This window comes from Enterobacter sp. (assembly GCF_977039595.1).
Genome location: NZ_CDRQYH010000001.1, coordinates 23,387 through 47,108, shown reverse-complemented (window position 1 = coordinate 47,108; position 23,722 = coordinate 23,387). Strand labels below are relative to the sequence as shown.

The 23,722-nt window shown below is 56.4% G+C and carries 21 protein-coding genes; 13 read left to right on the top strand and 8 right to left on the bottom strand.

Annotated elements, in window-relative coordinates:
- The first annotated feature begins 12 nt into the window (after positions 1-12).
- From fhuC to fhuB, 3 genes are read left to right on the top strand one after another with little or no spacing between them, the layout of a single operon-like run.
- On the top strand, positions 13-810 hold the full coding sequence (gene fhuC, locus ACWYRJ_RS00215) for a Fe3+-hydroxamate ABC transporter ATP-binding protein FhuC (RefSeq protein WP_455507226.1): 798 nt from the start codon (positions 13-15) through the stop codon (positions 808-810).
- Entirely contained in the window at positions 810-1,700 is an 891-nt protein-coding gene (gene fhuD / locus ACWYRJ_RS00210) for a Fe(3+)-hydroxamate ABC transporter substrate-binding protein FhuD (RefSeq protein WP_455507225.1), read from the top strand. Before fhuC ends, fhuD begins: the two co-directional genes overlap by 1 nt.
- The gene (fhuB, locus tag ACWYRJ_RS00205) at positions 1,697-3,679 is read left to right on the top strand and encodes a Fe(3+)-hydroxamate ABC transporter permease FhuB (protein WP_455507224.1); all 1,983 of its coding nucleotides are present in this window, start codon (positions 1,697-1,699) and stop codon (positions 3,677-3,679) included. Before fhuD ends, fhuB begins: the two co-directional genes overlap by 4 nt.
- 89 nt (positions 3,680-3,768) lie before the next feature.
- Here fhuB and hemL read toward each other — a convergent pair whose 3' ends face one another.
- Positions 3,769-5,049 (bottom strand): glutamate-1-semialdehyde 2,1-aminomutase, encoded by a 1,281-nt coding sequence (gene hemL, locus ACWYRJ_RS00200; RefSeq protein ID WP_223581275.1) that lies wholly within the window; start codon positions 5,047-5,049, stop codon positions 3,769-3,771.
- Positions 5,050-5,226: 177 nt separating this feature from the next.
- Between hemL and clcA the strand changes: the two genes are divergently transcribed.
- Positions 5,227-6,627 carry a H(+)/Cl(-) exchange transporter ClcA gene (clcA, locus tag ACWYRJ_RS00195; protein WP_136195597.1) on the top strand — a complete coding sequence of 467 codons (1,401 nt, stop codon included), beginning with the start codon at positions 5,227-5,229 and terminating at the stop codon, positions 6,625-6,627.
- Positions 6,628-6,706: 79 nt separating this feature from the next.
- A complete protein-coding gene (gene erpA / locus ACWYRJ_RS00190) occupies positions 6,707-7,051 on the top strand; it encodes an iron-sulfur cluster insertion protein ErpA (protein ID WP_008501923.1) in 345 nt (114 codons plus the stop codon).
- Between the two features lie 92 nt (positions 7,052-7,143).
- On the opposite strand, the gene ACWYRJ_RS00185 is transcribed toward erpA, so the two are convergent.
- From ACWYRJ_RS00185 to mtnN, 3 genes are read right to left on the bottom strand one after another with little or no spacing between them, the layout of a single operon-like run.
- Positions 7,144-7,767, bottom strand: a complete 624-nt coding sequence (locus ACWYRJ_RS00185) for a TRIC cation channel family protein (protein ID WP_115876409.1) — start codon at positions 7,765-7,767, stop codon at positions 7,144-7,146.
- 27 nt (positions 7,768-7,794) lie between these two features.
- The gene (gene btuF, locus ACWYRJ_RS00180) at positions 7,795-8,595 is read right to left on the bottom strand and encodes a vitamin B12 ABC transporter substrate-binding protein BtuF (RefSeq protein WP_111963999.1); all 801 of its coding nucleotides are present in this window, start codon (positions 8,593-8,595) and stop codon (positions 7,795-7,797) included.
- Complete coding sequence (gene mtnN / locus ACWYRJ_RS00175) at positions 8,588-9,286, bottom strand: 5'-methylthioadenosine/S-adenosylhomocysteine nucleosidase (RefSeq protein WP_111963998.1); 699 nt, start codon at positions 9,284-9,286, stop codon at positions 8,588-8,590. The genes btuF and mtnN overlap by 8 nt, the downstream gene beginning before the upstream one ends.
- An 82-nt stretch (positions 9,287-9,368) precedes the next feature.
- Here mtnN and dgt point away from each other — a divergent pair, with 82 nt between their 5' ends.
- The 3 genes from dgt (at position 9,369) to cdaR (ending at position 13,755) form a co-directional block, all read left to right on the top strand.
- Complete coding sequence (dgt, locus tag ACWYRJ_RS00170) at positions 9,369-10,883, top strand: dGTPase (RefSeq protein WP_111963997.1); 1,515 nt, start codon at positions 9,369-9,371, stop codon at positions 10,881-10,883.
- 131 nt (positions 10,884-11,014) lie between these two features.
- Positions 11,015-12,451 (top strand): serine endoprotease DegP, encoded by a 1,437-nt coding sequence (gene degP / locus ACWYRJ_RS00165; protein WP_111963996.1) that lies wholly within the window; start codon positions 11,015-11,017, stop codon positions 12,449-12,451.
- Between the two features lie 146 nt (positions 12,452-12,597).
- The gene (gene cdaR / locus ACWYRJ_RS00160) at positions 12,598-13,755 is read left to right on the top strand and encodes a DNA-binding transcriptional regulator CdaR (protein WP_045327810.1); all 1,158 of its coding nucleotides are present in this window, start codon (positions 12,598-12,600) and stop codon (positions 13,753-13,755) included.
- A gap of 92 nt (positions 13,756-13,847) precedes the next feature.
- On the opposite strand, the gene ACWYRJ_RS00155 is transcribed toward cdaR, so the two are convergent.
- From ACWYRJ_RS00155 to map, 4 genes are all read right to left on the bottom strand, one after another.
- Positions 13,848-14,234 carry a DUF3461 family protein gene (locus tag ACWYRJ_RS00155; RefSeq protein ID WP_014168696.1) on the bottom strand — a complete coding sequence of 129 codons (387 nt, stop codon included), beginning with the start codon at positions 14,232-14,234 and terminating at the stop codon, positions 13,848-13,850.
- A gap of 111 nt (positions 14,235-14,345) precedes the next feature.
- The gene (gene dapD / locus ACWYRJ_RS00150) at positions 14,346-15,170 is read right to left on the bottom strand and encodes a 2,3,4,5-tetrahydropyridine-2,6-dicarboxylate N-succinyltransferase (RefSeq protein ID WP_008501915.1); all 825 of its coding nucleotides are present in this window, start codon (positions 15,168-15,170) and stop codon (positions 14,346-14,348) included.
- 32 nt (positions 15,171-15,202) lie between these two features.
- A complete protein-coding gene (glnD, locus tag ACWYRJ_RS00145; RefSeq protein ID WP_455507223.1) occupies positions 15,203-17,878 on the bottom strand; it encodes a bifunctional uridylyltransferase/uridylyl-removing protein GlnD in 2,676 nt (891 codons plus the stop codon).
- A gap of 63 nt (positions 17,879-17,941) precedes the next feature.
- Positions 17,942-18,736, bottom strand: a complete 795-nt coding sequence (map, locus tag ACWYRJ_RS00140) for a type I methionyl aminopeptidase (RefSeq protein WP_455507222.1) — start codon at positions 18,734-18,736, stop codon at positions 17,942-17,944.
- A 321-nt stretch (positions 18,737-19,057) separates the two neighbouring features.
- Between map and rpsB the strand changes: the two genes are divergently transcribed.
- The 5 genes from rpsB (at position 19,058) to ispC (ending at position 23,646) form a co-directional block, all read left to right on the top strand.
- On the top strand, positions 19,058-19,783 hold the full coding sequence (gene rpsB / locus ACWYRJ_RS00135; protein WP_003856207.1) for a 30S ribosomal protein S2: 726 nt from the start codon (positions 19,058-19,060) through the stop codon (positions 19,781-19,783).
- A 117-nt stretch (positions 19,784-19,900) separates the two neighbouring features.
- A complete protein-coding gene (tsf, locus tag ACWYRJ_RS00130) occupies positions 19,901-20,752 on the top strand; it encodes a translation elongation factor Ts (protein ID WP_014882627.1) in 852 nt (283 codons plus the stop codon).
- Between the two features lie 150 nt (positions 20,753-20,902).
- Complete coding sequence (pyrH, locus tag ACWYRJ_RS00125) at positions 20,903-21,628, top strand: UMP kinase (protein WP_008501910.1); 726 nt, start codon at positions 20,903-20,905, stop codon at positions 21,626-21,628.
- 167 nt (positions 21,629-21,795) lie between these two features.
- A complete protein-coding gene (frr, locus tag ACWYRJ_RS00120) occupies positions 21,796-22,353 on the top strand; it encodes a ribosome recycling factor (protein ID WP_008501909.1) in 558 nt (185 codons plus the stop codon).
- Positions 22,354-22,446: 93 nt separating this feature from the next.
- On the top strand, positions 22,447-23,646 hold the full coding sequence (gene ispC / locus ACWYRJ_RS00115; RefSeq protein WP_111963995.1) for a 1-deoxy-D-xylulose-5-phosphate reductoisomerase: 1,200 nt from the start codon (positions 22,447-22,449) through the stop codon (positions 23,644-23,646).
- The last annotated feature ends 76 nt before the right edge of the window (positions 23,647-23,722 follow it).

Here is a 23,722-nt window from a genome sequence, read left to right as displayed (position 1 = left end):
AAGTTGGCTGATATGCAGGATAATCAAACGCAACCCGACACCACCTTTACGCTTAACCATCTCTCCTTTCGCGTACCCGGGCGCACCTTGCTGCATCCGCTCTCTTTGACGTTTCCCGCAGGTAAAGTCACTGGCCTGATTGGTCATAACGGTTCCGGTAAATCTACGCTGCTCAAGATGCTGGGGCGCCATCAGCCGCCTTCTGAAGGCGATATTCTGCTGGATGACCAGCCGCTGGAAAGCTGGAGCAGCAAAGCGTTTGCCCGCAAAGTGGCCTATCTGCCGCAGCAGCTGCCGCAGGCGGAAGGGATGACGGTGCGTGAGCTGGTGGCAATTGGGCGTTATCCCTGGCACGGGGCGCTTGGGCGCTTTGGCGTTGCTGACAGAGAGAAAGTGGAAGAGGCGATTGCGCTGGTCGGGCTGAAACCGCTGGCGCACCGTCTGGTGGATAGCCTGTCCGGCGGCGAACGCCAGCGCGCGTGGATTGCGATGCTGGTGGCGCAGGACAGCCGCTGCCTGCTGTTGGATGAGCCAACCTCCGCGCTGGATATCGCCCATCAGGTCGACGTCCTGGCGCTGGTGCATCGCCTGAGCCAGCAGCGTGGCCTGACGGTCATTGCGGTCCTGCACGATATCAACATGGCCGCCCGCTATTGTGACTACCTCGTCGCGCTGCGCGGGGGCGAGATGATTGCCCAGGGTACACCATCCGATCTGATGCGCAGCGAAACGCTGGAACATATTTACGGTATTCCGATGGGTATTCTGCCTCACCCGGCCGGGGCTGCACCGGTGAGCTTTGTCTACTGATGCTGAATAACACACGCATTAGCCGCCGTCGCCTGCTGACGGCGATGGCCCTTTCACCGCTGCTGTTAAAAATGAATACGGCGCGTGCTGCCACCGTCGATCCGCACCGTATTGTGGCCCTGGAATGGCTGCCGGTCGAACTGATGATGGCGCTCGGCGTCACGCCCTACGGCGTCGCGGACATTCCCAACTATAACCTCTGGGTGAACGAGCCGAAGCTGCCGGACTCGGTGATCGACGTCGGCCTGCGAACTGAGCCAAATCTCGAACTGCTCACCCAGATGAAACCCTCGTACCTGTTCTGGTCTGCGGGCTACGGTCCCTCAGAGGAGGTCATGGCGCGCATTGCGCCCGGGCGCGGATTCGCTTTCAGCGACGGTAAAAAACCGCTTGCCGTAGCGAAAAATTCGATTAACGAGATGGCGCATTTCCTCAACCGCGAGGCGGAGGCCAAAAAACACCTCGACGAATTTGATGCCCTGATCGACTCCCTGAAGCCGCGCTTTGCTCACCGGGGCGATCGTCCGCTGCTGATGGTGACGCTGCTGGATGCCCGCCATATGCTGGTCTTCGGTAAAAACTGTCTGTTCCAGGAGGTGCTGGACAGCTTCGGCATTCGTAATGCCTGGGAAGGGGAGATGACGTTCTGGGGCAGTACCGCCGTGGGTATCGACCGTCTGGCGGCGTTTCGCGACGTGGACGTGCTGTGTTTCGACCACGGCAACGAACGCGACATGCAAACCCTGATGGCGACTCCGCTCTGGCAGGCGATGCCGTTTGTGCGCGAGAAGCGCTTCCAGCGCGCTCCGGCGGTCTGGTTCTACGGCGCGACGCTGTCGGCCATGCATTTTGCCCGCGTGCTTGATAACGCTCTGGGAGGTAAAGCATGAGTACGCGTATCGCCCGTTTCCCGGCGCTTCTGCTGATGCTGATTTTTCTTGCCGCGCTGGCGTTAACCGGGTTCAACCTCTCTACAGCGTTACCACGCGCGCAGTGGGGGGCCGCTCTGGCCTCGCCGGATATCGACAATATTCAGCAGATGCTGTTCCACTACAGCCTGCTGCCGCGTCTGGCAATCTCCCTGTTAGTCGGTGCCGGTTTAGGGCTGGTGGGCGTGCTGTTCCAGCAGGTTTTACGTAACCCGCTGGCAGAGCCAACCACGCTCGGCGTCGCGACCGGCGCGCAGCTTGGGATCACCATCACCACGCTGTGGGCGCTGCCGGGAGCGTTAACCTCGCAGTTTGCAGCACTCGCGGGGGCGTGCGTGGTGGGCGCGCTGGTCTTTGGCGTGGCCTGGGGCAAACGCCTTTCTCCCGTGACGCTTATCCTGGCCGGGCTGGTGGTGAGCCTGTACTGCGGGGCGATTAACCAGCTGCTGGTGTTGTTCCATCACGATCGGCTGCAAAGCATGTTCCTGTGGAGTACCGGCACGCTCACCCAGACCGACTGGAGCGTTGTGCTGCGCCTGTGGCCGCAGCTGGCTGGCGGTGTCGTGCTGACGCTGCTGCTCCTGCGCCCTCTGACGCTCATGGGGCTGGACGATGGCGTGGCGCGCAATCTCGGTCTGGCCCTGTCGCTGGCTCGTCTGGCGGCGCTGACGCTGGCGATCGTATTGAGCGCCCTGCTGGTGAACGCGGTCGGCATTATCGGGTTTATTGGCCTGTTTGCGCCGCTGCTGGCGAAAATGCTCGGCGCGCGTCGCCTGCTGGCGCGTCTGATGCTGGCGCCGCTCATTGGGGCGCTGATCCTCTGGCTTTCCGATCAGCTCATTCTCTGGATGGCGCAGGTATGGAGGGAAGTGTCTACTGGCTCTGTGACCGCGCTTATCGGGGCGCCGCTGCTGCTGTGGCTGCTCCCGCGCCTGCGCAGCATGAGCGCACCGGCGATGGACGCTGGCGACAAAGTCTACGCTGAACGTCAGTCGGTGCTGTGGTTTAGCCTTGCCGGTCTGGCGGTGCTGATTATCGCCTCGTTCGCGGCGCTATCATTCGGCCGCGATGCCTCGGGCTGGCACTGGGCAACGGGCGATTTACTCAACGACCTGCTGCAGTGGCGCTGGCCGCGTATCTTTGCTGCGCTGATCGCAGGGGTAATGCTGGCGGTAGCGGGGTGCATTATTCAGCGTCTTACCGGCAACCCGATGGCGAGTCCGGAAGTGCTTGGGATCAGCTCTGGCGCCGCCTTTGGCGTGGTGCTGATGCTGTTCTTTGTGCCGGGCAATGCGTTTGGCTGGCTGATGCCTGCCGGCAGTCTCGGTGCGGCAGTTACGCTGCTGATTATCCTGATTGCCGCCGGTCGCGGCGGGTTTTCACCGCACCGCATGCTGCTGGCGGGAATGGCGCTCAGCACCGCGTTCACGATGCTGCTGATGATGCTGCAGGCGAGCGGCGATCCGCGTATGGCGAAGATTCTGACCTGGATTTCCGGCTCAACGTATGGCGCCACCGGCAGCCAGGTGATCTGGTCCGGGATGGTGATGGTCGTGCTGCTGGCGATGGTGCCGCTGTGCCGACGCTGGCTGACTATTCTGCCGCTCGGCGGCGAAAGCGCGCGTGCGGTGGGAATGGCGCTGACGCCAGCGCGTGTGGCCTTGCTGCTGCTGGCGGCGTGCCTGACGGCGACGGCAACCCTGACGATTGGACCGCTGAGCTTTGTCGGGTTAATGGCGCCGCACATTGCCAGAATGATGGGATTTCGCCGGACGATGCCGCATATTGTTATGTCGGCCCTGACGGGCGGGGTCATGCTGGTGTTTGCGGACTGGTGCGGAAGAATGGTGTTGTTCCCGTATCAGATCCCGGCGGGTCTGCTGTCGACCTTTATCGGTGCGCCGTACTTTATTTATCTGTTGAGAAAGCAGAGTCGGTAATAAAAGCAAACGGCAATCTTTAGATTGCCGTTTTAGTGTTTGCTCCCTCTCCCCGTGGGAGAGGGGGGGAGGGCATCAAGCCGCACATCTTACAGCTTCGCAAACACCTTACGCGCGGCGTCGATGGTGTTGTTGATATCATCTTCGCTGTGCGCCACGGACATAAAGCCCGCTTCGAACGCTGACGGTGCCAGATACACGCCTTCTTCCAGCATCAGGTGGAAGAAGCGCTTGAAGCGCTCAACGTCGCACTTCACCACGTCCTGATAGCAGGTCACGGTTTTCGCGTCGGTGAAGAAAATCCCGAACATCCCGCCTACGTGGTTAACCACCAGCGGAATGCCGGCCTCTTCTGCCGCTTCCAGCAGGCCGTTTGCCAGCTGCGTGGTACGGTCGGTCAGGGTTTCGTGAATGCCTGGCTGAGCCACTTCGGTCAGGCATGCAAAGCCCGCCGCCATGGCGATTGGGTTACCGGAGAGCGTGCCCGCCTGGTAAACCGGGCCGGTTGGCGCCAGAGCTTCCATCACGTCCTTACGACCACCGAATGCGCCGACTGGCATGCCGCCGCCGATGATTTTGCCGAGGCAGGTCAGGTCCGGCTCGACGTCGTAGTAAGACTGGGCACCCGCCAGCGCCACGCGGAAGCCGGTCATGACTTCATCGATGATCAGCAGCGCGCCGAACTCGTCGCACAGGGCACGCAGACCCGGCAGGAAATCAGGCTGCGGTGGAATGCAGTTCATGTTGCCCGCAACTGGCTCAACGATGATGCAGGCGATCTCCTGCGGATACTGCTCGAACGCCGCGCGAACGGTGTCCAGATCGTTGTAGGTGCAGGTCAGGGTATGCTTCGCGAAATCTGCCGGTACGCCCGGGGAGTTCGGCTGGCCGAGCGTCAGCGCGCCGGAACCGGCTTTCACCAGCAGGCAGTCCGCATGACCGTGGTAACAGCCTTCAAACTTGATGATTTTATCGCGGCCGGTAAAACCGCGCGCCAGGCGGATGGCGCTCATGGTGGCTTCGGTACCGGAGTTCACCATACGCACCATGTCCATGGTAGGCACCAGTTCGGTAACCAGCTCCGCCATTTTCACTTCCATTTCGGTTGGCGCACCGAAGCTCAGGCCGCGCTGGGCGGCTTCAATTACCGCGTTACGAATTGCCGGGTGGTTGTGACCCAGCACCATCGGGCCCCAGGAGCCGACGTAATCGATATAGGCTTTGCCATCGACATCATACAGATACGCGCCGTCAGCACGTTCGATAAACAGCGGCGTACCGCCCACGCCGGTGAAGGCGCGCACAGGTGAGTTCACGCCACCCGGAATAAGCTCGCGGGCTGCACTGTAGAGGTTTTCAGACTTGCTCATGGCGTCGTTCCTGGTTCGTATAAAATGGTTAAGCCCACTATTCTAAGTGATTCGGGGTAGGTTATGAAATTTTTAGCCGGGTAATGCTTTAAGATTTGTTAAGTAATTTTCAGGAGACGGTAGGGCAGTCTCTGGTAAAATCCTCGCGGCTTTTTGTATGACGAATAAGAACAGGACATGAAATCAGATTCTCCGTCTTTTGAAGAACAACAGTTTACGCGCGCCCAGCACCGAATCAGCATTCGGCGGCTGCTTAACCGCGATAAAACGCCGCTGGCGATCCTGCTGGCTGCTGCCGTGGTGGGAACACTCGCCGGGCTGGTGGGCGTGGCTTTTGAAAAAGCGGTTAATGCCGTGCTCAACTGGCGAGTGGGCACCGTGGCCGGTTTCGCCAATAGCGAATGGCTGGTCTGGGTGTGGGCATTCGGGCTGTCTGCGCTGTTTGCCATGGTGGGGTATTTTCTGGTGCGTAAATTCGCGCCGGAAGCGGGGGGATCGGGCATCCCGGAAATTGAAGGCGCGCTGGAGGAGCTGCGTCCGGTGCGCTGGTGGCGTGTGATTCCGGTTAAATTCATCGGCGGCATGGGAACTCTGGGCGCGGGCATGGTGCTTGGGCGGGAAGGACCCACGGTACAGCTGGGGGGAAACGTCGGCCGCATGGTAGGCGATCTGTTTCGGATGCGCAGCGCCGAAGCGCGCCATACGCTGCTGGCAACCGGCGCGGCGGCGGGGCTTTCAGCCGCGTTTAACGCGCCGCTGGCGGGCATTTTGTTCATCATCGAAGAGATGCGCGCGCAGTTTCGCTACAACCTGATCTCGATTAAAGCGGTGTTTACCGGCGTCATTATGTCGAGCATCGTGTTTCGCATTTTTAATGGCGAGGGCGCGGTTATTGAGGTGGGTAAACTGACCAACGCGCCGGTCAACACCCTGTGGCTTTATCTGATCCTCGGCATGATTTTTGGCGTGGTGGGTCCGCTGTTTAACACCTTTATCCTGCGCGCTCAGGATATGTTCCAGCTCATTCACGGCGGCAACACGACGAAATGGGTGCTGATGGGGGGGCTGCTGGGCGGCATGTGCGGCGTGCTTGGGTTCATCGAGCCGAATGCCGCGGGCGGCGGGTTCGGGCTGATTCCCATTGCGGCTGCGGGGAATTTCAGCGTGGGCCTGCTGCTGTTTATGTTTATTTCAAGAGTCATCACGACGGTGCTGTGCTTCTCCTCCGGCGCGCCCGGCGGGATTTTCGCCCCGATGCTGGCGCTGGGTACGCTGCTCGGGACCGCGTTTGGTATGGCGGCTGAAGCGGGGTTTCCCGCCTATCATCTTGACGCCGGGACGTTTGCCATCGCCGGAATGGGGGCGCTGCTGGCCGCGTCCCTTCGTGCGCCGTTGACCGGGATCGTGCTGGTACTGGAGATGACGGACAATTACCAGCTCATTTTGCCAATGATCATTACCTGTCTCGGCGCGACACTATTAGCCCAGTTCCTGGGTGGAAAACCGTTATACTCCACCATCCTTGCGCGTACCCTGGCGAAACAAGAGGCGGAGCGGGCCGCCGCGCAGAATACTTGAATGAATTACCAGGGTATTAGATAATGACGAAAAGAATTGGGTGAATTTTACCCAATAGCAGTATTCATGGGAGCATAAGATGAGTGATGACGTAGCTGTGCCGCTGGAATTTACCGAAGCAGCAGCCAATAAAGTGAAAACCCTGATTGCCGACGAAGACAATCCGGATCTGAAACTGCGTGTTTATATTACCGGTGGTGGCTGCAGCGGCTTCCAGTATGGTTTTACCTTTGACGACCAGGTTAACGATGGCGATATGACTATCGAGAAACAGGGCGTCGCGCTGGTGGTTGACCCGATGAGCCTGCAATATCTGGTGGGCGGTTCGGTGGATTACACCGAGGGTCTGGAAGGTTCGCGCTTTGTGGTCACTAACCCGAATGCGACAAGCACCTGTGGGTGTGGATCTTCGTTCAGTATCTAAGAGAGTGCGGGCTGATGCCCTCACTCCGGCCCTCTCTCACAGGGAGAGGGAGAAATACTAAAAACGGTAACCTGACGGTTACCGTTTTGCTTTTATCTTGCATTATCATCCAGCGCAAACGTCGGCAGCTTCAGGTGCCAGCGTATCGCCGCTAAACGTATCACCAGCGTCACGACCATCCCCAGCATTGCGGCGTTTTCCAGCGGAATTGCAAAGGTGTAGTACGCGGTCGCGTGGACAATGCCGCCCGCAATACAGGCCGTCGCGTAAATTTCAGTACGCAGGATCATCGGCACTTCACGCGCCAGAATGTCGCGAATGATGCCGCCGCCCACGCCGGTTAATACGCCCATGCAGATTGCCACCATCGGACCGGTGCCCGCATTAAACGCCTTATTGACGCCAATACCGACAAACACGGCCAGACCGACGGCATCCAGTACCGGCAATATCCATTTTGGTAATCGGCGGGGCTGGCGAACCAGCACAATGGTTAACAGGCAGGTGACCATTGCGACCACCAGATCGGTCGGATCTTTCACCCAAAACACCGGCCCATTCGCCAGCGCCATATCGCGGATAGTCCCGCCGCCGACGGCGGTCACAACGCCCAGCACCAACACGCCAAACGGATCCATGCGTAGTTTTCCGGCGAGCAGGACGCCGGAGATAGCAAAAACGGCTGTGCCAAGAATATCCAGCCAATAAACGAGCATCGTTAAATCCTCGAAAAGGGTCTTATGTTAGTGACTCTCTGCCAGCGCGGCACAGAGCTGTTTTGCGGCGAGGATAATACGCGGGCTGGCGCGTTCAAACCAGTCGCTGTTGAGAGGTATCACCGGTATTTTTAGCTGCCTTTGCCAGAATTGCTCAATTTTGGGAATTTCGCTCGCATTTCCGACCACGACGATGGCCTGTGGCTGGCGCGCCAGAACCTGCTCACGGCTTACCTGAGGCCACGGCACCCGGCTGGCTGCAAAGATGTTTTCACCGCCACAGACTTCCAGCACCTGGTTCTGAATCGACCCTTTCCCGGTGGTAAACAGCGGCTGGCTGCCAAACTGAAGGAAGATGCGCTTTTTAACAGGGGTATCGTATCGGGATTTCAGCGCCGCATAGTCGCTCAGCATCTGTTTTGCCGCGGCCTCTGCTTTTTTGGGCGTAGGGCTATAGGGTGCCAGGGCGCGGAGCGCCTGAGCGACCTGCTCAATGCTGACGGCATCTATCCACATCACTTTTATGCCGAGGGAAGTGAGCTGGTTGACCTGCCGCTCGGCGTTGCCGCCACGCCAGGCCAGCACGAGATCCGGTTTAAGCGCCACGATGCGCTCAAGGTTCATCCCCTGCCAGGTTGCTACTTGTTCAATACCCGCGGCCTGCGGTGGGTAATCCGAAAAGCTGCTCACGCCAACGGGGGTGATCCCGGCGGCAAATGCCAGTTCCGTATTCGCGGGAGAGAGGGTAATTACGCGCGGTAGCGCATAGAGCCACAGCGGTGCGAAAAGAAGCAGGGCGGCAAGCGCCCTGAGGGTATGTTTAGCCACGTGCCAGATTCTGCACCAGGCGTTCCACCATCACGGTGGACTGTTTTGCCGCAACGGTCAGAAACTCGTCGAAGCTGATGTGGGACTGCTGGTCTGCCACGTCAGAGATGGCGCGAACCACCACAAACGGTACGCTGAAGTTATGGCAAACGTGAGCAATCGCGGTCGCTTCCATCTCAACGGCTACCGCCTGAGGGAAGTTATGACGGATTTTCGCCAGACCCACGGAACCATTGATGAACGCATCACCGCTGACAATCAGACCGCGTACCGCGTTGAGGTTGAGCTCTGTAATGCAGGTCTCTGCCGCCGCAATCAGTTTGTCGTCAGCCTTAAATCCTGCCGGGCAGCCAGGAAGCTGGCCGTACTCGTAACCGAACGCGGTGACGTCCGCATCGTGATAGCGCGCTTCGTCGGAAACAACGATATCACCCACCTTCAGCGTCGGCGCCAGGCCGCCCGCAGAGCCGGTATTAATGATTACGTCCGGCTTGCAGCGCTCAAGCAGCAGGGTGGCACCCAGCGCCGCAGCGACTTTACCGATGCCTGATTTCAGCAGAGCCACGTCAACACCGTTTAGCTGACCGGTATAGATCTCACAACCACCCAGAGAGAGGGTCTGACGGTTCTCAATTTTGTCACGCAGGAGCGTAACTTCTTCTTCCATTGCACCAATAATGCCGATTTTCATAGATTTACTCGCGATGTGCCTTGTTAAGATGCATAGTCTATCATGCGGTTAAGGGGAAACGCATTCTCATGCGGGGGAGCACATGTCACCAATCGATTTTCGCACCAAAATTAACTGGCACCGACGTTTCCGTTCGCCGCAGGGCGACAAGAGCGAACATGAGATCCTGCGTATCTTCGAAAGCGATCGCGGGCGGATCGTTAACTCGCCCGCCATCCGCCGTCTGCAGCAAAAGACCCAGGTCTTTCCGCTGGAACGTAACGCCGCGGTGCGCACGCGTTTAACCCACTCCATGGAGGTGCAGCAGGTCGGGCGCTACATTGCGAAGGAGGTTTTGAGCCGTCTTAAAGAGCAGCGTTTACTAGAAACCTATGGTCTGGACGAGCTGACGGGGCCTTTTGAGAGCATCGTTGAGATGGCCTGCCTGATGCATGACATCGGCAACCCGCCTTTCGGTCACTTTGGTGAGGCGGCTATCAATGACTGGTTTAAACAACGGCTTTACCCTTCGGATGCGGTGAGCCAGCCGCTGAGCGACGATCGCTGCATCGTACGCGATTTACGCCTGCGTGAAGGCGAAGAGGGGCTGAACGATCTGCGCCGCAAGGTACGTCAGGATCTCTGTCATTTTGAGGGCAACGCGCAGGGGATCCGTCTGGTCCACTCCCTGATGCGCATGAACCTGACCTGGGCACAGGTCGGCTGCATTCTAAAATATACGCGCCCCGCGTGGTGGATGGGGGATCCCCCCGCGTCCCACAGTTATTTAATGAAAAAACCGGGCTATTACCTTTCCGAAGAGGCCTATATTGAGCGGCTGCGTAAAGAACTTTCATTGACGCCAAACGGTCGTTTTCCATTGACCTGGATTATGGAAGCCGCCGATGATATCTCCTATTGCGTGGCCGATCTGGAAGATGCCGTTGAGAAAAGAATTTTCAGCGTCGAGGAGCTTTATCAGCATCTTTATGCGGCCTGGGGTACTCACGAAAAAGGCTCGCTGTTTGCGCAGGTTGTAGAAAATGCCTGGGAAAAATCGCGGTCAAATACATTAAGCCGCAGTACGGAAGACCAGTTCTTTATGTATTTGCGGGTCAATACATTAAATAAACTGGTGCCATACGCGGCGTCGCGCTTTATTGATAATTTGCCGCTCATTTTCAGCGGGGAATTCAACCACGCGCTGCTGGAAGATGACAGCAGTTTCAGCCAGCTCCTTGAGCTCTATAAACATGTTGCGATGCGGCATGTATTCAGCCATCCGGATGTCGAGCAGCTAGAGCTGCAGGGCTATCGGGTAATCAGTGGGTTGCTGGAAATTTATTCCCCATTGCTCCAGCTTTCGGTCGACGAATTCAGCGAGCTGGTGGAACACGAGCGCGTGCGCAGAATACCCATCGAATCGCGGCTTTATCAAAAACTCTCTACCCGGCATCGTCTGGCGTATGTCGAAGCGATTGGCAAGGTGGAACGCAACTCTCCCGAATGGCCAGTGATGGAATATTATTATCGCTGCCGTCTTATCCAGGACTATATCAGCGGAATGACGGATTTGTATGCCTGGGATGAATACCGCAAGCTGATGGCGGTGGAATAATCCCGGAGTTTTGTAAAGACGACCAATAAATTTTTACCTTTTCCATAAACTTATCGCCGGAACTAAGCGGTATAAAACGAATCTGAGTTACACAGCAATTTTGCGTTACCTGTAAATCGAGATTGAGAAACATGAAAAAAACCACATTAGCAATGAGTGCACTGGCTCTGAGTTTAGGTTTAGCGCTGTCTCCTCTGACTGCTACTGCAGCCGAGACCGCGTCGTCGGCAGCAACCGCGCAGCAGATGCCAAGCCTGGCACCGATGCTCGAAAAAGTGATGCCATCGGTGGTGAGTATTAACGTTGAGGGCAGTACGACCGTCAATACGCCGCGTATGCCGCGTAACTTCCAGCAGTTCTTCGGCGACAACTCGCCGTTCTGCCAGGACGGTTCGCCATTCCAGAGCTCTCCGTTCTGTCAGGGCGGAGGTGCCGGGGATGACAGCCAGGGCGGCGGCCAGCAGCAGAAGTTCATGGCGCTTGGCTCGGGGGTAATTATTGATGCGGCGAAAGGCTACGTCGTTACCAACAACCACGTTGTCGATAACGCTAACAGCATTAAGGTTCAGCTGAGCGATGGCCGCAAGTTCGACGCCAAAGTGGTGGGTAAAGACCCGCGCTCCGACATCGCGCTGATCCAGATCCAGGATCCGAAAAACCTGACGGCGATTAAAATTGCCGACTCCGACGCGCTGCGCGTGGGTGACTACACCGTGGCGATCGGTAACCCGTTTGGTCTGGGTGAAACCGTGACATCCGGTATCGTCTCTGCACTGGGGCGTAGCGGCCTTAACGCGGAAAACTACGAAAACTTCATCCAGACGGATGCAGCGATCAACCGCGGTAACTCCGGCGGTGCGCTGGTGAACCTGAACGGTGAGCTGATCGGTATCAACACCGCGATCCTGGCACCGGACGGCGGCAACATCGGGATCGGCTTTGCTATCCCAAGTAACATGGTGAAAAACCTGACCGCGCAGATGGTGCAGTATGGCCAGGTGAAACGCGGTGAGCTGGGTATCCTCGGGACTGAGCTGAACTCCGAGCTGGCGAAGGCGATGAAAGTTGACGCCCAGCGCGGGGCATTCGTCAGCCAGGTGATGCCGAATTCCTCTGCGGCGAAAGCGGGCATTAAAGCGGGGGATGTGATCACCTCCCTGAACGGTAAACCGATCAGCAGCTTTGCCGCCCTGCGTGCCGAAGTGGGCTCCATGCCGGTTGGCAGTAAAATCACCCTCGGCCTGCTGCGCGACGGTAAGCCGGTTAACGTGAGCCTGGAGCTGCAGCAGAGCAGCCAGAATCAGGTGGATTCCAGCACCATCTTCAGCGGGATTGAAGGTGCCGAGATGAGCAATAAAGGCGCAGACAAAGGCGTGGTGGTGAATAACGTGAAAGCGAATTCACCGGCAGCTCGTATCGGCCTGAAAAAAGGCGATGTGATCATGGGAGCTAACCAGCAGCCGGTTAAAAACATCGCTGAACTGCGCAAAATTCTCGACAGCAAGCCTTCCGTGCTGGCGCTGAATATCCAGCGTGGCGATACCTCTCTTTATCTGCTGATGCAGTAATCCTCTGAAGCCCCTGTTCGCAGGGGCTTTCTCGTTTCTGTGACTGTAACCACAACTCCATACTTCTCCCTCTCTCTTTGTGCATTCGCACAATGCAGCCGTCGCTGAACTTCCCTATGCTTGAGCTCTGCTCACGGGAGGGTTCTATGGCTGGCTGGCATCTTGATACCAAAATGGCGCAGGATATCGTGGCGCGCACCATGCGCATCATCGATACCAATATCAACGTGATGGATGCTCGCGGGCGCATTATCGGCAGCGGCGATCGCGAGCGTATTGGGGAATTGCACGAAGGTGCGCTGCTCGTGCTTTCTCAGGGGCGGGTAGTGGATATCGACGATGCGGTAGCGAAACACCTGCACGGCGTCCGTCAGGGGATCAACTTACCGCTGCGTCTTGAAGGTGAGATTGTGGGGGTAATCGGCCTCACCGGTGAGCCTGAGTCACTGCGAAAATACGGTGAGCTGGTCTGCATGACGGCGGAGATGATGCTCGAGCAGTCGCGCCTGATGCACCTGCTCGCTCAGGACAGCCGCCTGCGCGAAGAGCTGGTGATGAACCTTATTCAGGCGGAAGAGCATACGCCTGCACTGAGTGAATGGGCCCAGCGTCTGGGGATCGATCTGAACCAGCCGCGCGTGGTGGCGGTCATTGAGGTCGATAGCGGCCAGCTGGGCGTAGATAGCGCGATGGCCGAGCTGCAGCAGCTGCAAAATGCGCTGGCAACGCCGGAACGCGATAACCTGGTGGCGATCGTTTCTCTGACGGAAATGGTGGTGCTCAAACCGGCGCTCAATGCGTTTGGCCGCTGGGATGCAGACGATCATCGTCGTCGCGTGGAGCTGCTGATCTCCCGGATGAAGGAGAATGGTCAGCTGCGTTTTCGCGTTGCGCTGGGCAACTACTTTACCGGGCCGGGCAGTATCGCCCGCTCCTGGCGTACCGCGCGAACCACCATGATGGTGGGCAAGCAGCGGATGCCGGAGAGCCGCAGTTATTTCTATCAGGATCTGATGCTGCCGGTGCTGCTCGACAGCCTGCGCGGGGGCTGGCAGGCCAATGAGCTGGCGCGGCCATTAGCGCGTCTGAAAGCCATGGACAACAACGGCCTGCTGCGCCGGACGTTGCAGGCATGGTTCCGCCATAACGTGCAGCCGCTGGCGACCTCGAAGGCGCTGTTTATTCACCGCAATACCCTGGAGTATCGGTTAAACCGGATTTCGGAGCTGACGGGGCTGGACCTGGGGAATTTCGACGACAGGCTGCTGCTGTATGTGGCGCTGCAGCTGGACGAGCAGAGATGACTGAGTGCGGTCTGGTGGCCTCACCCCATCCCTCTCCCACGGGGAGAGGGCGCAAACACTAAAAACGGCAATCAAGGATTGCCGTTTTGCTTTTATTTCCGGGTTAATTTCTCAAGATCCGCTTCAATCTCGCTGATCTTGTTAGTTACAACGCTTTCAAGGTGACGCAGATCGTCAAGGATCTTACGCTTGAGATCGACTTCGGTACGGTCGCGCTGGCAGATCTGATCGAGTTCATCGATCACATAGCGCAGGTTAGGGCTGATTTCCTGTACTTCTTTGTATCCCTGACCTACGCCGTCAGCAACAACGGTTTTACGCTGGCGTGGGTATTTAAACTTCACGCTTTTGGCGAAAAACTCTCCTTTGTCCTTGTGAAAATAGATTTTCAAAATATCGTTGTTGGCTTCCTGGCGGAGGCTGTAACGATCAATTTCATCAGGATTGGTAATGCCCAGACTTTTCAGATTATCGTACATAGCGGTACCCTTGATCTCAACATAACCTTTGAATAATTAACGAAAAAATCTATTTTCGCCACCCTAAGATATAAAAAAAGCGGGGTTGCCCCCGCTTTTTGTTATACCCGATTAATCGATGGTGCGCAGCAATTCATTGATGCCCACTTTACCGCGCGTTTTCGCATCCACTTTCTTCACGATAACCGCACAGTAGAGGCTGTATTTGCCATCTTTTGACGGCAGGTTACCGGAAACCACTACGGAGCCCGCCGGAACGCGACCGTAGTGAACTTCGCCGGTTTCACGGTCATAAATACGGGTGCTCTGACCGATGTAAACGCCCATGGAGATCACGGAGCCTTCTTCAACGATCACGCCTTCTACCACTTCAGAGCGCGCGCCGATGAAGCAGTTGTCTTCGATGATGGTCGGGTTAGCCTGCAGTGGCTCCAGAACACCACCGATGCCCACGCCGCCGGACAGGTGAACGTTTTTACCGATCTGCGCGCAGGAACCGACGGTCGCCCAGGTGTCAACCATCGTGCCTTCGTCAACGTAGGCACCGATGTTCACGTAGGATGGCATCAGCACGGTATTGCGTGCGATGAAGGCGCCCTGACGCACAGCCGCAGGCGGTACCACGCGGAAACCTTCTTTCTGGAAACGCGCTTCGTCGTAGTCAGCGAATTTCATTGGCACTTTATCGAAGTAGCGGCTTTCTGCTCCGTCGATAACCTGGTTATCGTTGATGCGGAAAGAGAGCAGCACGGCTTTCTTCAGCCATTGATGAGTGACCCACTGACCGTCGATTTTTTCTGCCACGCGCAGCGCGCCGGAATCCAGAAGGGAAATCACCTGGTTTACCGCTTCACGGGTCACGGTATCCACATTTGCCGGGGTAATCTCGGCGCGACGCTCAAAAGCGGACTCAATAACGTTCTGTAACTGCTGCATTGTTTACTCTTTCCATTTCACTAAAAAACATATCACCCTTTATCGTTTGGATTGAGGGCTGCTGTCAACCGTTGTTGCACTTCAAGCTGCAGGTCATTATTAAGGGCACGCCGGTCGGCGGTGGCGATTATAAATAAATCTTCTACTCGCTCGCCAATCGTTGTAATTCGGGCCCCATGAAGCGAAATTCCCAGATCGGCAAAAACCTGGCCGACGCGGGCAAGCAGCCCTGGCTGGTCGAGCGCGATCAGCTCCAGGAACGATTTTCGGTCGGTGTGGGTCGGCAGGAAATTGACCTCGGTATCGACGGTAAAGTGGCGCAATTTCGCAGGCTGGCGACGCGGCTGCGGAGGCTGCCAGCTGCGCTGGGTAATCGCCTGCTCCAGGCCAAAACGTATCCCGTCATGCCTGTCCGCCGAGAGCGGGCTGCCGTCCGGCTCAAGCACGATAAAGGTGTCCATGGCCATGCCGTCGCGGGTGGTGAAAATTTGCGCGTCGTGAACGCTCAGATTACGCCTGTCCAGCTCGGCGCAGACCGCAGCAAACAGATAAGGCCGGTCCGGGCTCCAGATGAAAATCTCCGTTCCGCCGCGCGTGGCCTGCGGGCTTAGCAGGATCATCGGCTGGGACAGATCTTGCTTGAGCAGGTGCCGAGCGTGCCACGCCAGCTGGTTTGGGCTGTGGCGGACAAAATAGTTGGCGCGGCAGCGGGCCCAAATCTGATGTAGCGCCTCTTCATCAATGTTATCCATCCGCAGCAGCGCCAGCGCCTGCAGCTGGTGATGACGTACGCGCTCGCGCATGTCCGGCGTGTTCTGCATCCCGCGACGCAGCTGTTTTTCTGTGGCGAAGTACAGCTCGCGCAGCAGGCTCTGCTTCCAGCTGTTCCACAGGGTTTCGTTGGTGGCGCAAATATCCGCCACCGTCAGGCAGACCAGATAGCGCAGACGGTTTTCAGTCTGAACCTCTTCGGCGAACTGCTTAATGACCTCCGGGTCCTGAATGTCTCGGCGCTGCGCGGTAACCGACATCAGCAGGTGATGGCGAACCAGCCAGGCCACCAGCTGCGTTTCACGCGAGTTCAGGCCGTGCAGTTCGGCAAATTTCAGTACGTCCTGCGCGCCCAGCACCGAATGGTCACCGCCGCGACCTTTGGCGATATCGTGGAACAGGGCGGCAATCAGGATCAGTTCCGGATGGGTCAGGCGCGGCCACAGCTCCACGCACAGCGGGTGGCGGGAGCGCGTCTCTTCTTTCGCAAAGCTCTCCAGCTTGAGCATCACGCGGATCGTGTGTTCATCCACCGTGTAGGCGTGGAACAGATCGAACTGCATCTGCCCGACGATGTGCGACCACTGCGGCATATAGGCCCACAGCACGCTGTGACGGTGCATCGGCAGCAGCCCACGACTGACGGCACCCGGGTGGCGGAGCATGCTCAGGAACAGCGAACGCGCTTCCGGGATAAAGCACAGCGGCTGCGTCAGATGACGACGCGCATGGCGCAGATGGCGCAGGGTGGTAGAGTAGATGCCTGTGATGGTGCTGTTGCGCACCATGGTATAGAACATCCGCAGAATCGCTTCCGGCTCGCGAATGAACAGCGTTTCGTCGCGCAGATCGATAAGCGTGCCGCGCAGCTGGAATTCGTCATCAATCGGGCGCGGCTTTTCGTCGGCCGTCAGGGCCAAAATGGCCTCGTCGAACAGCTGCAACAGCATCTGGTTTAGCTCGGTCACCCGACGGGTGACGCGGAAGAAATCCTTCATCATGTGCTCAACCGGCTCGTTACCTTCGCCCTGGTAATTCAGGCGCTGAGCCACGCTGAGCTGGCGGTCAAACAGCAGACGGTTATCGTAGCGCGTAACTTCCAGATGCAGGGCAAAGCGGATGCGCCAGAGCAGGTGCAGACACTCGTTTAGCTCGTTACGCTCGGCCTCGGTTAAGAAGCCGAAGCCGACCATCTCGTCCATCGAGGTGGCGCCAAAATGGCGGCGGGCGACCCACTGTAAAGTGTGGATGTCGCGCAGGCCGCCGGGGCTGCTTTTTATATCCGGTTCAAGATTATAGCTGGTGCCGTGATAGCGCTGGTGGCGCTGGTTTTGCTCCTCGACCTTCGCGGCGAAGAACTTTTCTGACGGCCAGAAGCCGTCGCTGAAGATGTGTTTTTGCAGCTCCAGGAACAGGGCGACATCACCAATCAGCAGGCGGGTTTCAATCAGGTTGGTAGCGACGGTCAGGTCCGATAACCCTTCCAGCAGGCACTCTTCCAGGGTGCGCACGCTGTGGCCGACTTCCAGCTTCACGTCCCAGAGCAGCGTCAGCAGTTCGCCAATTTTTTGCGCCTGTTCGTCCGGCAGCTTTTTGCGGCTTAAGATCAGCAGATCGATATCGGAAAGCGGATGCAGCTCACCGCGGCCATAGCCCCCGACGGCAACCAGCGCAACATCACTGATTTGCCCAAACCCGTAATCGATCCACAGGCGCTGCAGCAGCTGGTCGATAAATTCGGTGCGCGCTTCAATGAGCTGCTCGGCCGACACGCCTGCGTCGAACGCGCTGCCCAGCCAGCGATGGAAAACATCCATATGGGCTTTAATATGCGCGCAGGTCAGCTCGTGCGACGGCCAGACGCCCGGGTTATCGGGCTGGTCGGGGAGGGTGGGAAGTGCTGTGTTAGCATACTGTTCGGGTAAAAGATTACTCATCGTGCGCCACCCATAAGAAAAAGCTATAGCCATTAAAAAAGCCGGCATTTGCCGGCTTTTTTATCATTCGTCGTGCGTCAGTATCGCCGGGATGGTGTCATCCTTGCGCAACGTCATAATTTCGCAGCCGTTGTCTGTTACCACAATAGTATGCTCGTACTGTGCAGACAAGCTTCTGTCTTTGGTTTTCACTGTCCAGCCGTCTTTCATGGTACGGATGCGGTAATCACCCGCGTTGACCATCGGCTCAATGGTAAAGGTCATGCCTTTTTGCAGCACCACGCCGCCGTCGTCTGCATCATAGTGCAGAACCTGCGGCTCTTCATGGAAGACGCGACCAATGCCGTGACCGCAGTACTCGCGAACCACGGAGAAACCTTCTGCTTCCACAAACTTCTGGATTGCCGCACCGATGGTACGCAGGCGAATACCCGGTTTAACCATTTTCAGCGCCAGATAGAGGCTCTCTTGCGTCACTTTGCACAGACGCTCGCCAAGAATAGTCGGCTTGCCAACGATGAACATTTTTGAGGTGTCACCGTGGTACTCGTCTTTAATGACGGTCACGTCGATGTTAACGATGTCGCCGTCTTTCAGCAGTTTCTCATCGTCCGGAATACCGTGACACACCACTTCATTAATAGAGATGCAGACGGATTTCGGGAAACCGTGGTAGCCGAGGCAGGCGGAAACCGCGTGCTGCTCGTTCAAGATATAGTCGTTACAGATACGGTCCAGTTCACCGGTGCTGACGCCCGGCTTCACGAACGGCTCGATCATTTCCAGCACTTCCGCGGCCAGACGACCGGCGACGCGCATCTTTTCAATTTCTTCAGGTGTCTTAATAGAGATAGCCATGTAATCTGTCCATCGGTGTCGATTTTTTCGACAATACTAGTCTAAGTGTCGTCAATGGTATCAGTCAGGCACGCTCCGTGCCAAATTGAGAATCATTAACAGCACACTCCGCCAACAACTGTTGGTTTCTGGTCGTGTTTTGTGGTATAAAGCGCGCCGGACTTCCGATCCATCTCAGATACACAGGCTGGACGGAAGCGACAAATCTCACTTTGTGTAACAACACACACGTATCGGCACATATTCCGGGGTGCCCTTTGGGGTCGGTAATATGGGATACGTGGAGGCATAACCCCAACTTTCAATATAGAGGTTTTAAACATGGCAACTGTTTCCATGCGCGACATGCTCAAGGCTGGTGTTCACTTTGGTCACCAGACCCGTTACTGGAACCCGAAAATGAAGCCTTTCATCTTCGGCGCACGTAACAAAGTTCACATCATCAACCTTGAGAAAACTGTACCAATGTTCAACGAAGCCCTGGCTGAGCTGAACAAGATCTCTTCCCGTAAAGGTAAGATTCTGTTCGTTGGTACTAAGCGCGCTGCAAGCGAAGCTGTGAAAGATGCTGCTAACAGCTGCGACCAGTTCTTCGTGAACCATCGCTGGTTGGGCGGCATGCTGACCAACTGGAAAACTGTTCGTCAGTCCATCAAGCGCCTGAAAGATCTGGAAACCCAGTCTCAGGACGGTACTTTCGACAAGCTGACTAAGAAAGAAGCGCTGATGCGCACTCGTGAACTGGACAAGCTGGAAAACAGCCTGGGCGGTATCAAAGATATGGGCGGCCTGCCAGACGCGCTGTTCGTAATCGATGCAGACCACGAGCACATCGCTATCAAAGAAGCTAACAACCTGGGTATCCCGGTATTCGCTATCGTTGATACCAACTCCGATCCGGACGGTGTTGACTTCGTTATCCCGGGTAACGACGACGCAATCCGTGCTGTTAGCCTGTACCTGAGCGCTGTAGCTGCTACCGTTCGTGAAGGCCGTTCCCAGGATCTGGCTTCTCAGGCGGAAGAAAGCTTCGTAGAAGCTGAATAATAAGGTTTTACCCCTTATTAGTACCGTGTATGAATAGGGGCCCATTACCGGCCCCTTTTTTCAATTTACACTGTTTGGCCCCCGGCCGGGCAGTTCACATCTCCCGAGGATTTAAGAATGGCTGAAATTACCGCATCCCTGGTAAAAGAGCTGCGCGAGCGTACTGGCGCAGGCATGATGGATTGCAAAAAAGCGCTGACTGAAGCGAACGGCGACATCGAGCTGGCAATCGAAAACATGCGTAAATCCGGTGCGATCAAAGCAGCTAAAAAAGCAGGCAACGTTGCTGCTGACGGCGTGATCATCACTAAGATCGACGGCAACTACGGCATCATTCTGGAAGTTAACTGCCAGACTGACTTCGTTGCTAAAGATGGCGGTTTCCAGGCATTTGCTAACAAAGTTCTGGACGCAGCTGTTGCTGGTAAAATCACTGACGTTGAAGTTCTGAAAGCACAGTTCGAAGAAGAACGTGTTGCGCTGGTTGCTAAAATCGGTGAGAACATCAACATCCGTCGCGTATCTTCTCTGGAAGGTGACGTTCTGGGCTCTTACCAGCACGGTGCACGTATCGGTGTTCTGGTTGCGGCTAAAGGCGCTGACGAAGAGCTGGTTAAACAGCTGGCAATGCACATCGCTGCAAGCAAGCCAGAATTCGTTAAGCCAGAAGACGTGTCTGCTGAAGTGGTTGAGAAAGAGTACCAGGTTCAGCTGGACATCGCGATGCAGTCTGGTAAACCAAAAGAAATCGCAGAGAAAATGGTTGAAGGCCGCATGAAGAAATTCACCGGTGAAGTTTCTCTGACTGGCCAGCCATTCGTAATGGACCCAAGCAAGTCTGTTGCTCAGCTGCTGAAAGAGCACAACGCTGACGTAACTGGCTTCATCCGCTTCGAAGTGGGCGAAGGCATCGAGAAAGTTGAGACTGACTTCGCAGCAGAAGTTGCTGCAATGTCCAAGCAGTCTTAATGATTGAAAAGGAGCCGCCTGAGGGCGGCTTCTTTTTGTCACCCGTCACAGGAAATCAGACAGGCTCCAGTATCGCTGTACTGATTTGCGGCATATCATGTCGCCAGAATTAACCCCCATCTTAATCGTTGACAGTCTCAGGAAAGAAACATGGCTACCAATGCAAAACCCGTGTACAAACGCATTCTGCTTAAGCTGAGTGGCGAAGCGCTGCAGGGATCGGAAGGCTTCGGTATTGACGCAAGCATCCTTGATCGCATGGCACAGGAAATCAAAGAACTGGTCGAACTGGGTATCCAGGTTGGCGTGGTCATTGGCGGTGGCAACCTTTTCCGTGGTGCTGGTCTGGCGAAAGCGGGGATGAACCGCGTTGTGGGCGACCACATGGGTATGCTGGCAACCGTGATGAATGGCCTGGCGATGCGTGATGCGCTCCATCGCGCCTATGTGAACGCCCGCCTGATGTCCGCTATTCCACTGAATGGCGTATGCGATAATTACAGCTGGGCAGAAGCCATCAGCCTGCTGCGCAACAACCGTGTGGTGATCCTCTCCGCCGGTACGGGTAACCCGTTCTTTACGACCGATTCCGCTGCCTGTCTGCGCGGTATCGAGATCGAAGCCGATGTGGTACTGAAAGCGACCAAAGTTGACGGCGTGTTTACTGCCGACCCGGCAAAAGATCCTTCTGCCACCATGTACGATCAGCTGAGCTACAGCGAAGTGCTGGATAAAGAGCTGAAAGTGATGGATCTTGCCGCCTTCACGCTGGCTCGCGACCACAAACTGCCGATCCGTGTCTTCAACATGAACAAACCAGGCGCACTGCGTCGCGTGGTCATGGGCGAAAAAGAAGGCACTTTGATCACGGAATAATTTCCGTTGACGATAAATACAGGTAAGATTCCGCTTTATTTTGTAGTGGTATCTTACCCGGGCACGCCTTTGGCGTTGTCATGAATTAAACGCGACTATACTTAGCACACCTGTAGCGCTGTGCTGGCGGATAGTCTGCCTGAGACAAGTTTTCAAGGATTCGTAACGTGATTAACGACATCAGAAAAGATGCTGAAGTACGCATGGAAAAATGCGTAGAAGCGTTCAAAACCCAAATCAGCAAAATCCGTACTGGCCGTGCTTCTCCAAGCCTGCTGGATGGCATCATTGTTGAGTACTACGGTACGCCAACTCCTCTGCGTCAGCTGGCGAGCGTAACGGTAGAAGATACCCGTACGCTGAAAATCAACGTGTTCGATCGTTCTATGGGCCCGGCGGTTGAGAAAGCGATCATGGCGTCTGACCTTGGTCTGAACCCAAGCTCTGCGGGTGCTGACATCCGCGTTCCACTGCCACCGCTGACCGAAGAGCGTCGTAAAGACCTGATCAAAGTGGTACGTGGCGAAGCTGAGCAGGGTCGTGTATCCGTGCGTAACGTCCGTCGCGACGCGAACGATAAAGTAAAAGCGCTGCTGAAAGAAAAAGAGATCAGTGAAGATGACGATCGTCGTTCTCAGGACGACATTCAGAAAATGACCGACGCTGCCATCAAGAAAATTGATGCGGCGCTGGCAGATAAAGAAGCGGAACTGATGCAGTTCTGATTTCTGTCGTACACTGATAAACGCCGTTCAGAGGGACTTCGGGTCTTGCTGGCGGCGTTTTGCTTTTATCTGGTCTAACTTTTCGGGCATCCCATGAAGCATTTAACACTCCTCGGCTCAACTGGTTCCATCGGTTGCAGCACTCTCGACGTTGTTCGCCATAATCCTGAACTTTACACCGTGACAGCGCTGGTGGCCGGTAAGAATGTGCAGCGAATGGTTGAGCAGTGCCTGGAGTTTACGCCCCGCTATGCGGTGATGGATGACGAAGAGAGCGCGCGTCTGCTCAGAGCACGGCTGATAGAACAGGGCAGCCGAACCGAGGTGCTGAGTGGCCAACAGGCGGCCTGCGAGATGGCGGCGCTGGATGAGGTGGATCAGGTGATGGCGGCCATTGTCGGGGCGGCAGGATTATTGCCGACGCTTGCCGCGATTGATGCCGGTAAGGACGTTCTGCTGGCCAATAAAGAGTCGCTAGTCACCTGCGGACGCCTGTTTATGGACGCGGTGAAGCAGCGCGGCGCGCGTCTTCTACCGGTCGACAGCGAGCACAACGCGATTTTTCAGAGTTTACCGCAACCTTTTCAACAGAACCTGGGGTACGCTGACCTGGAGCAGAATGGTGTAGTGTCGATTCTGCTTACCGGGTCTGGTGGCCCGTTCCGTGAGACGCCACTGTCTGAACTGCGCGCCATGACGCCGGATCAGGCGTGCCGTCATCCGAACTGGTCGATGGGGCGTAAAATCTCCGTTGACTCTGCCACCATGATGAACAAAGGTCTGGAATACATTGAAGCGCGCTGGTTGTTTAATGCGTCAGCGAAACAGATGGAAGTACTGATTCACCCGCAATCGGTCATTCATTCGATGGTGCGTTATCAGGATGGCAGCGTGCTGGCGCAGTTGGGCGAGCCGGACATGCGTACGCCGATTGCCCATTCAATGGCGTGGCCAAATCGAGTGAAATCCGGCGTGAAGCCGCTTGATTTCTGCAAGCTAAGTTCCCTGACGTTCAGTGAACCAGATTACGATCGCTATCCTTGTCTGAAGCTTGCGATGACTGCCTTTGACCAGGGGCAGGCGGCGACAACGGCACTTAATGCAGCCAATGAAATTACCGTTGAGGCATTTCTGAATCAGCAAATTCGTTTTACCGATATCGCGTCGTTAAATTTATCGGTACTGGAGATGATGGATTTGCGCGAACCACAAAGCGTGGAAGAGGTGCTGGCGGTGGATGCAGCTGCGCGTAATATTGCGCGCCAACAGGTGACACGTCTCGCAAGCTGGTGATAAAGCAAGCACTAGTCGTCGTGCTATTTGTTAGCGTTGGGCTTCAGTGATATAGTCTGCGCCACCTGATCGCAGG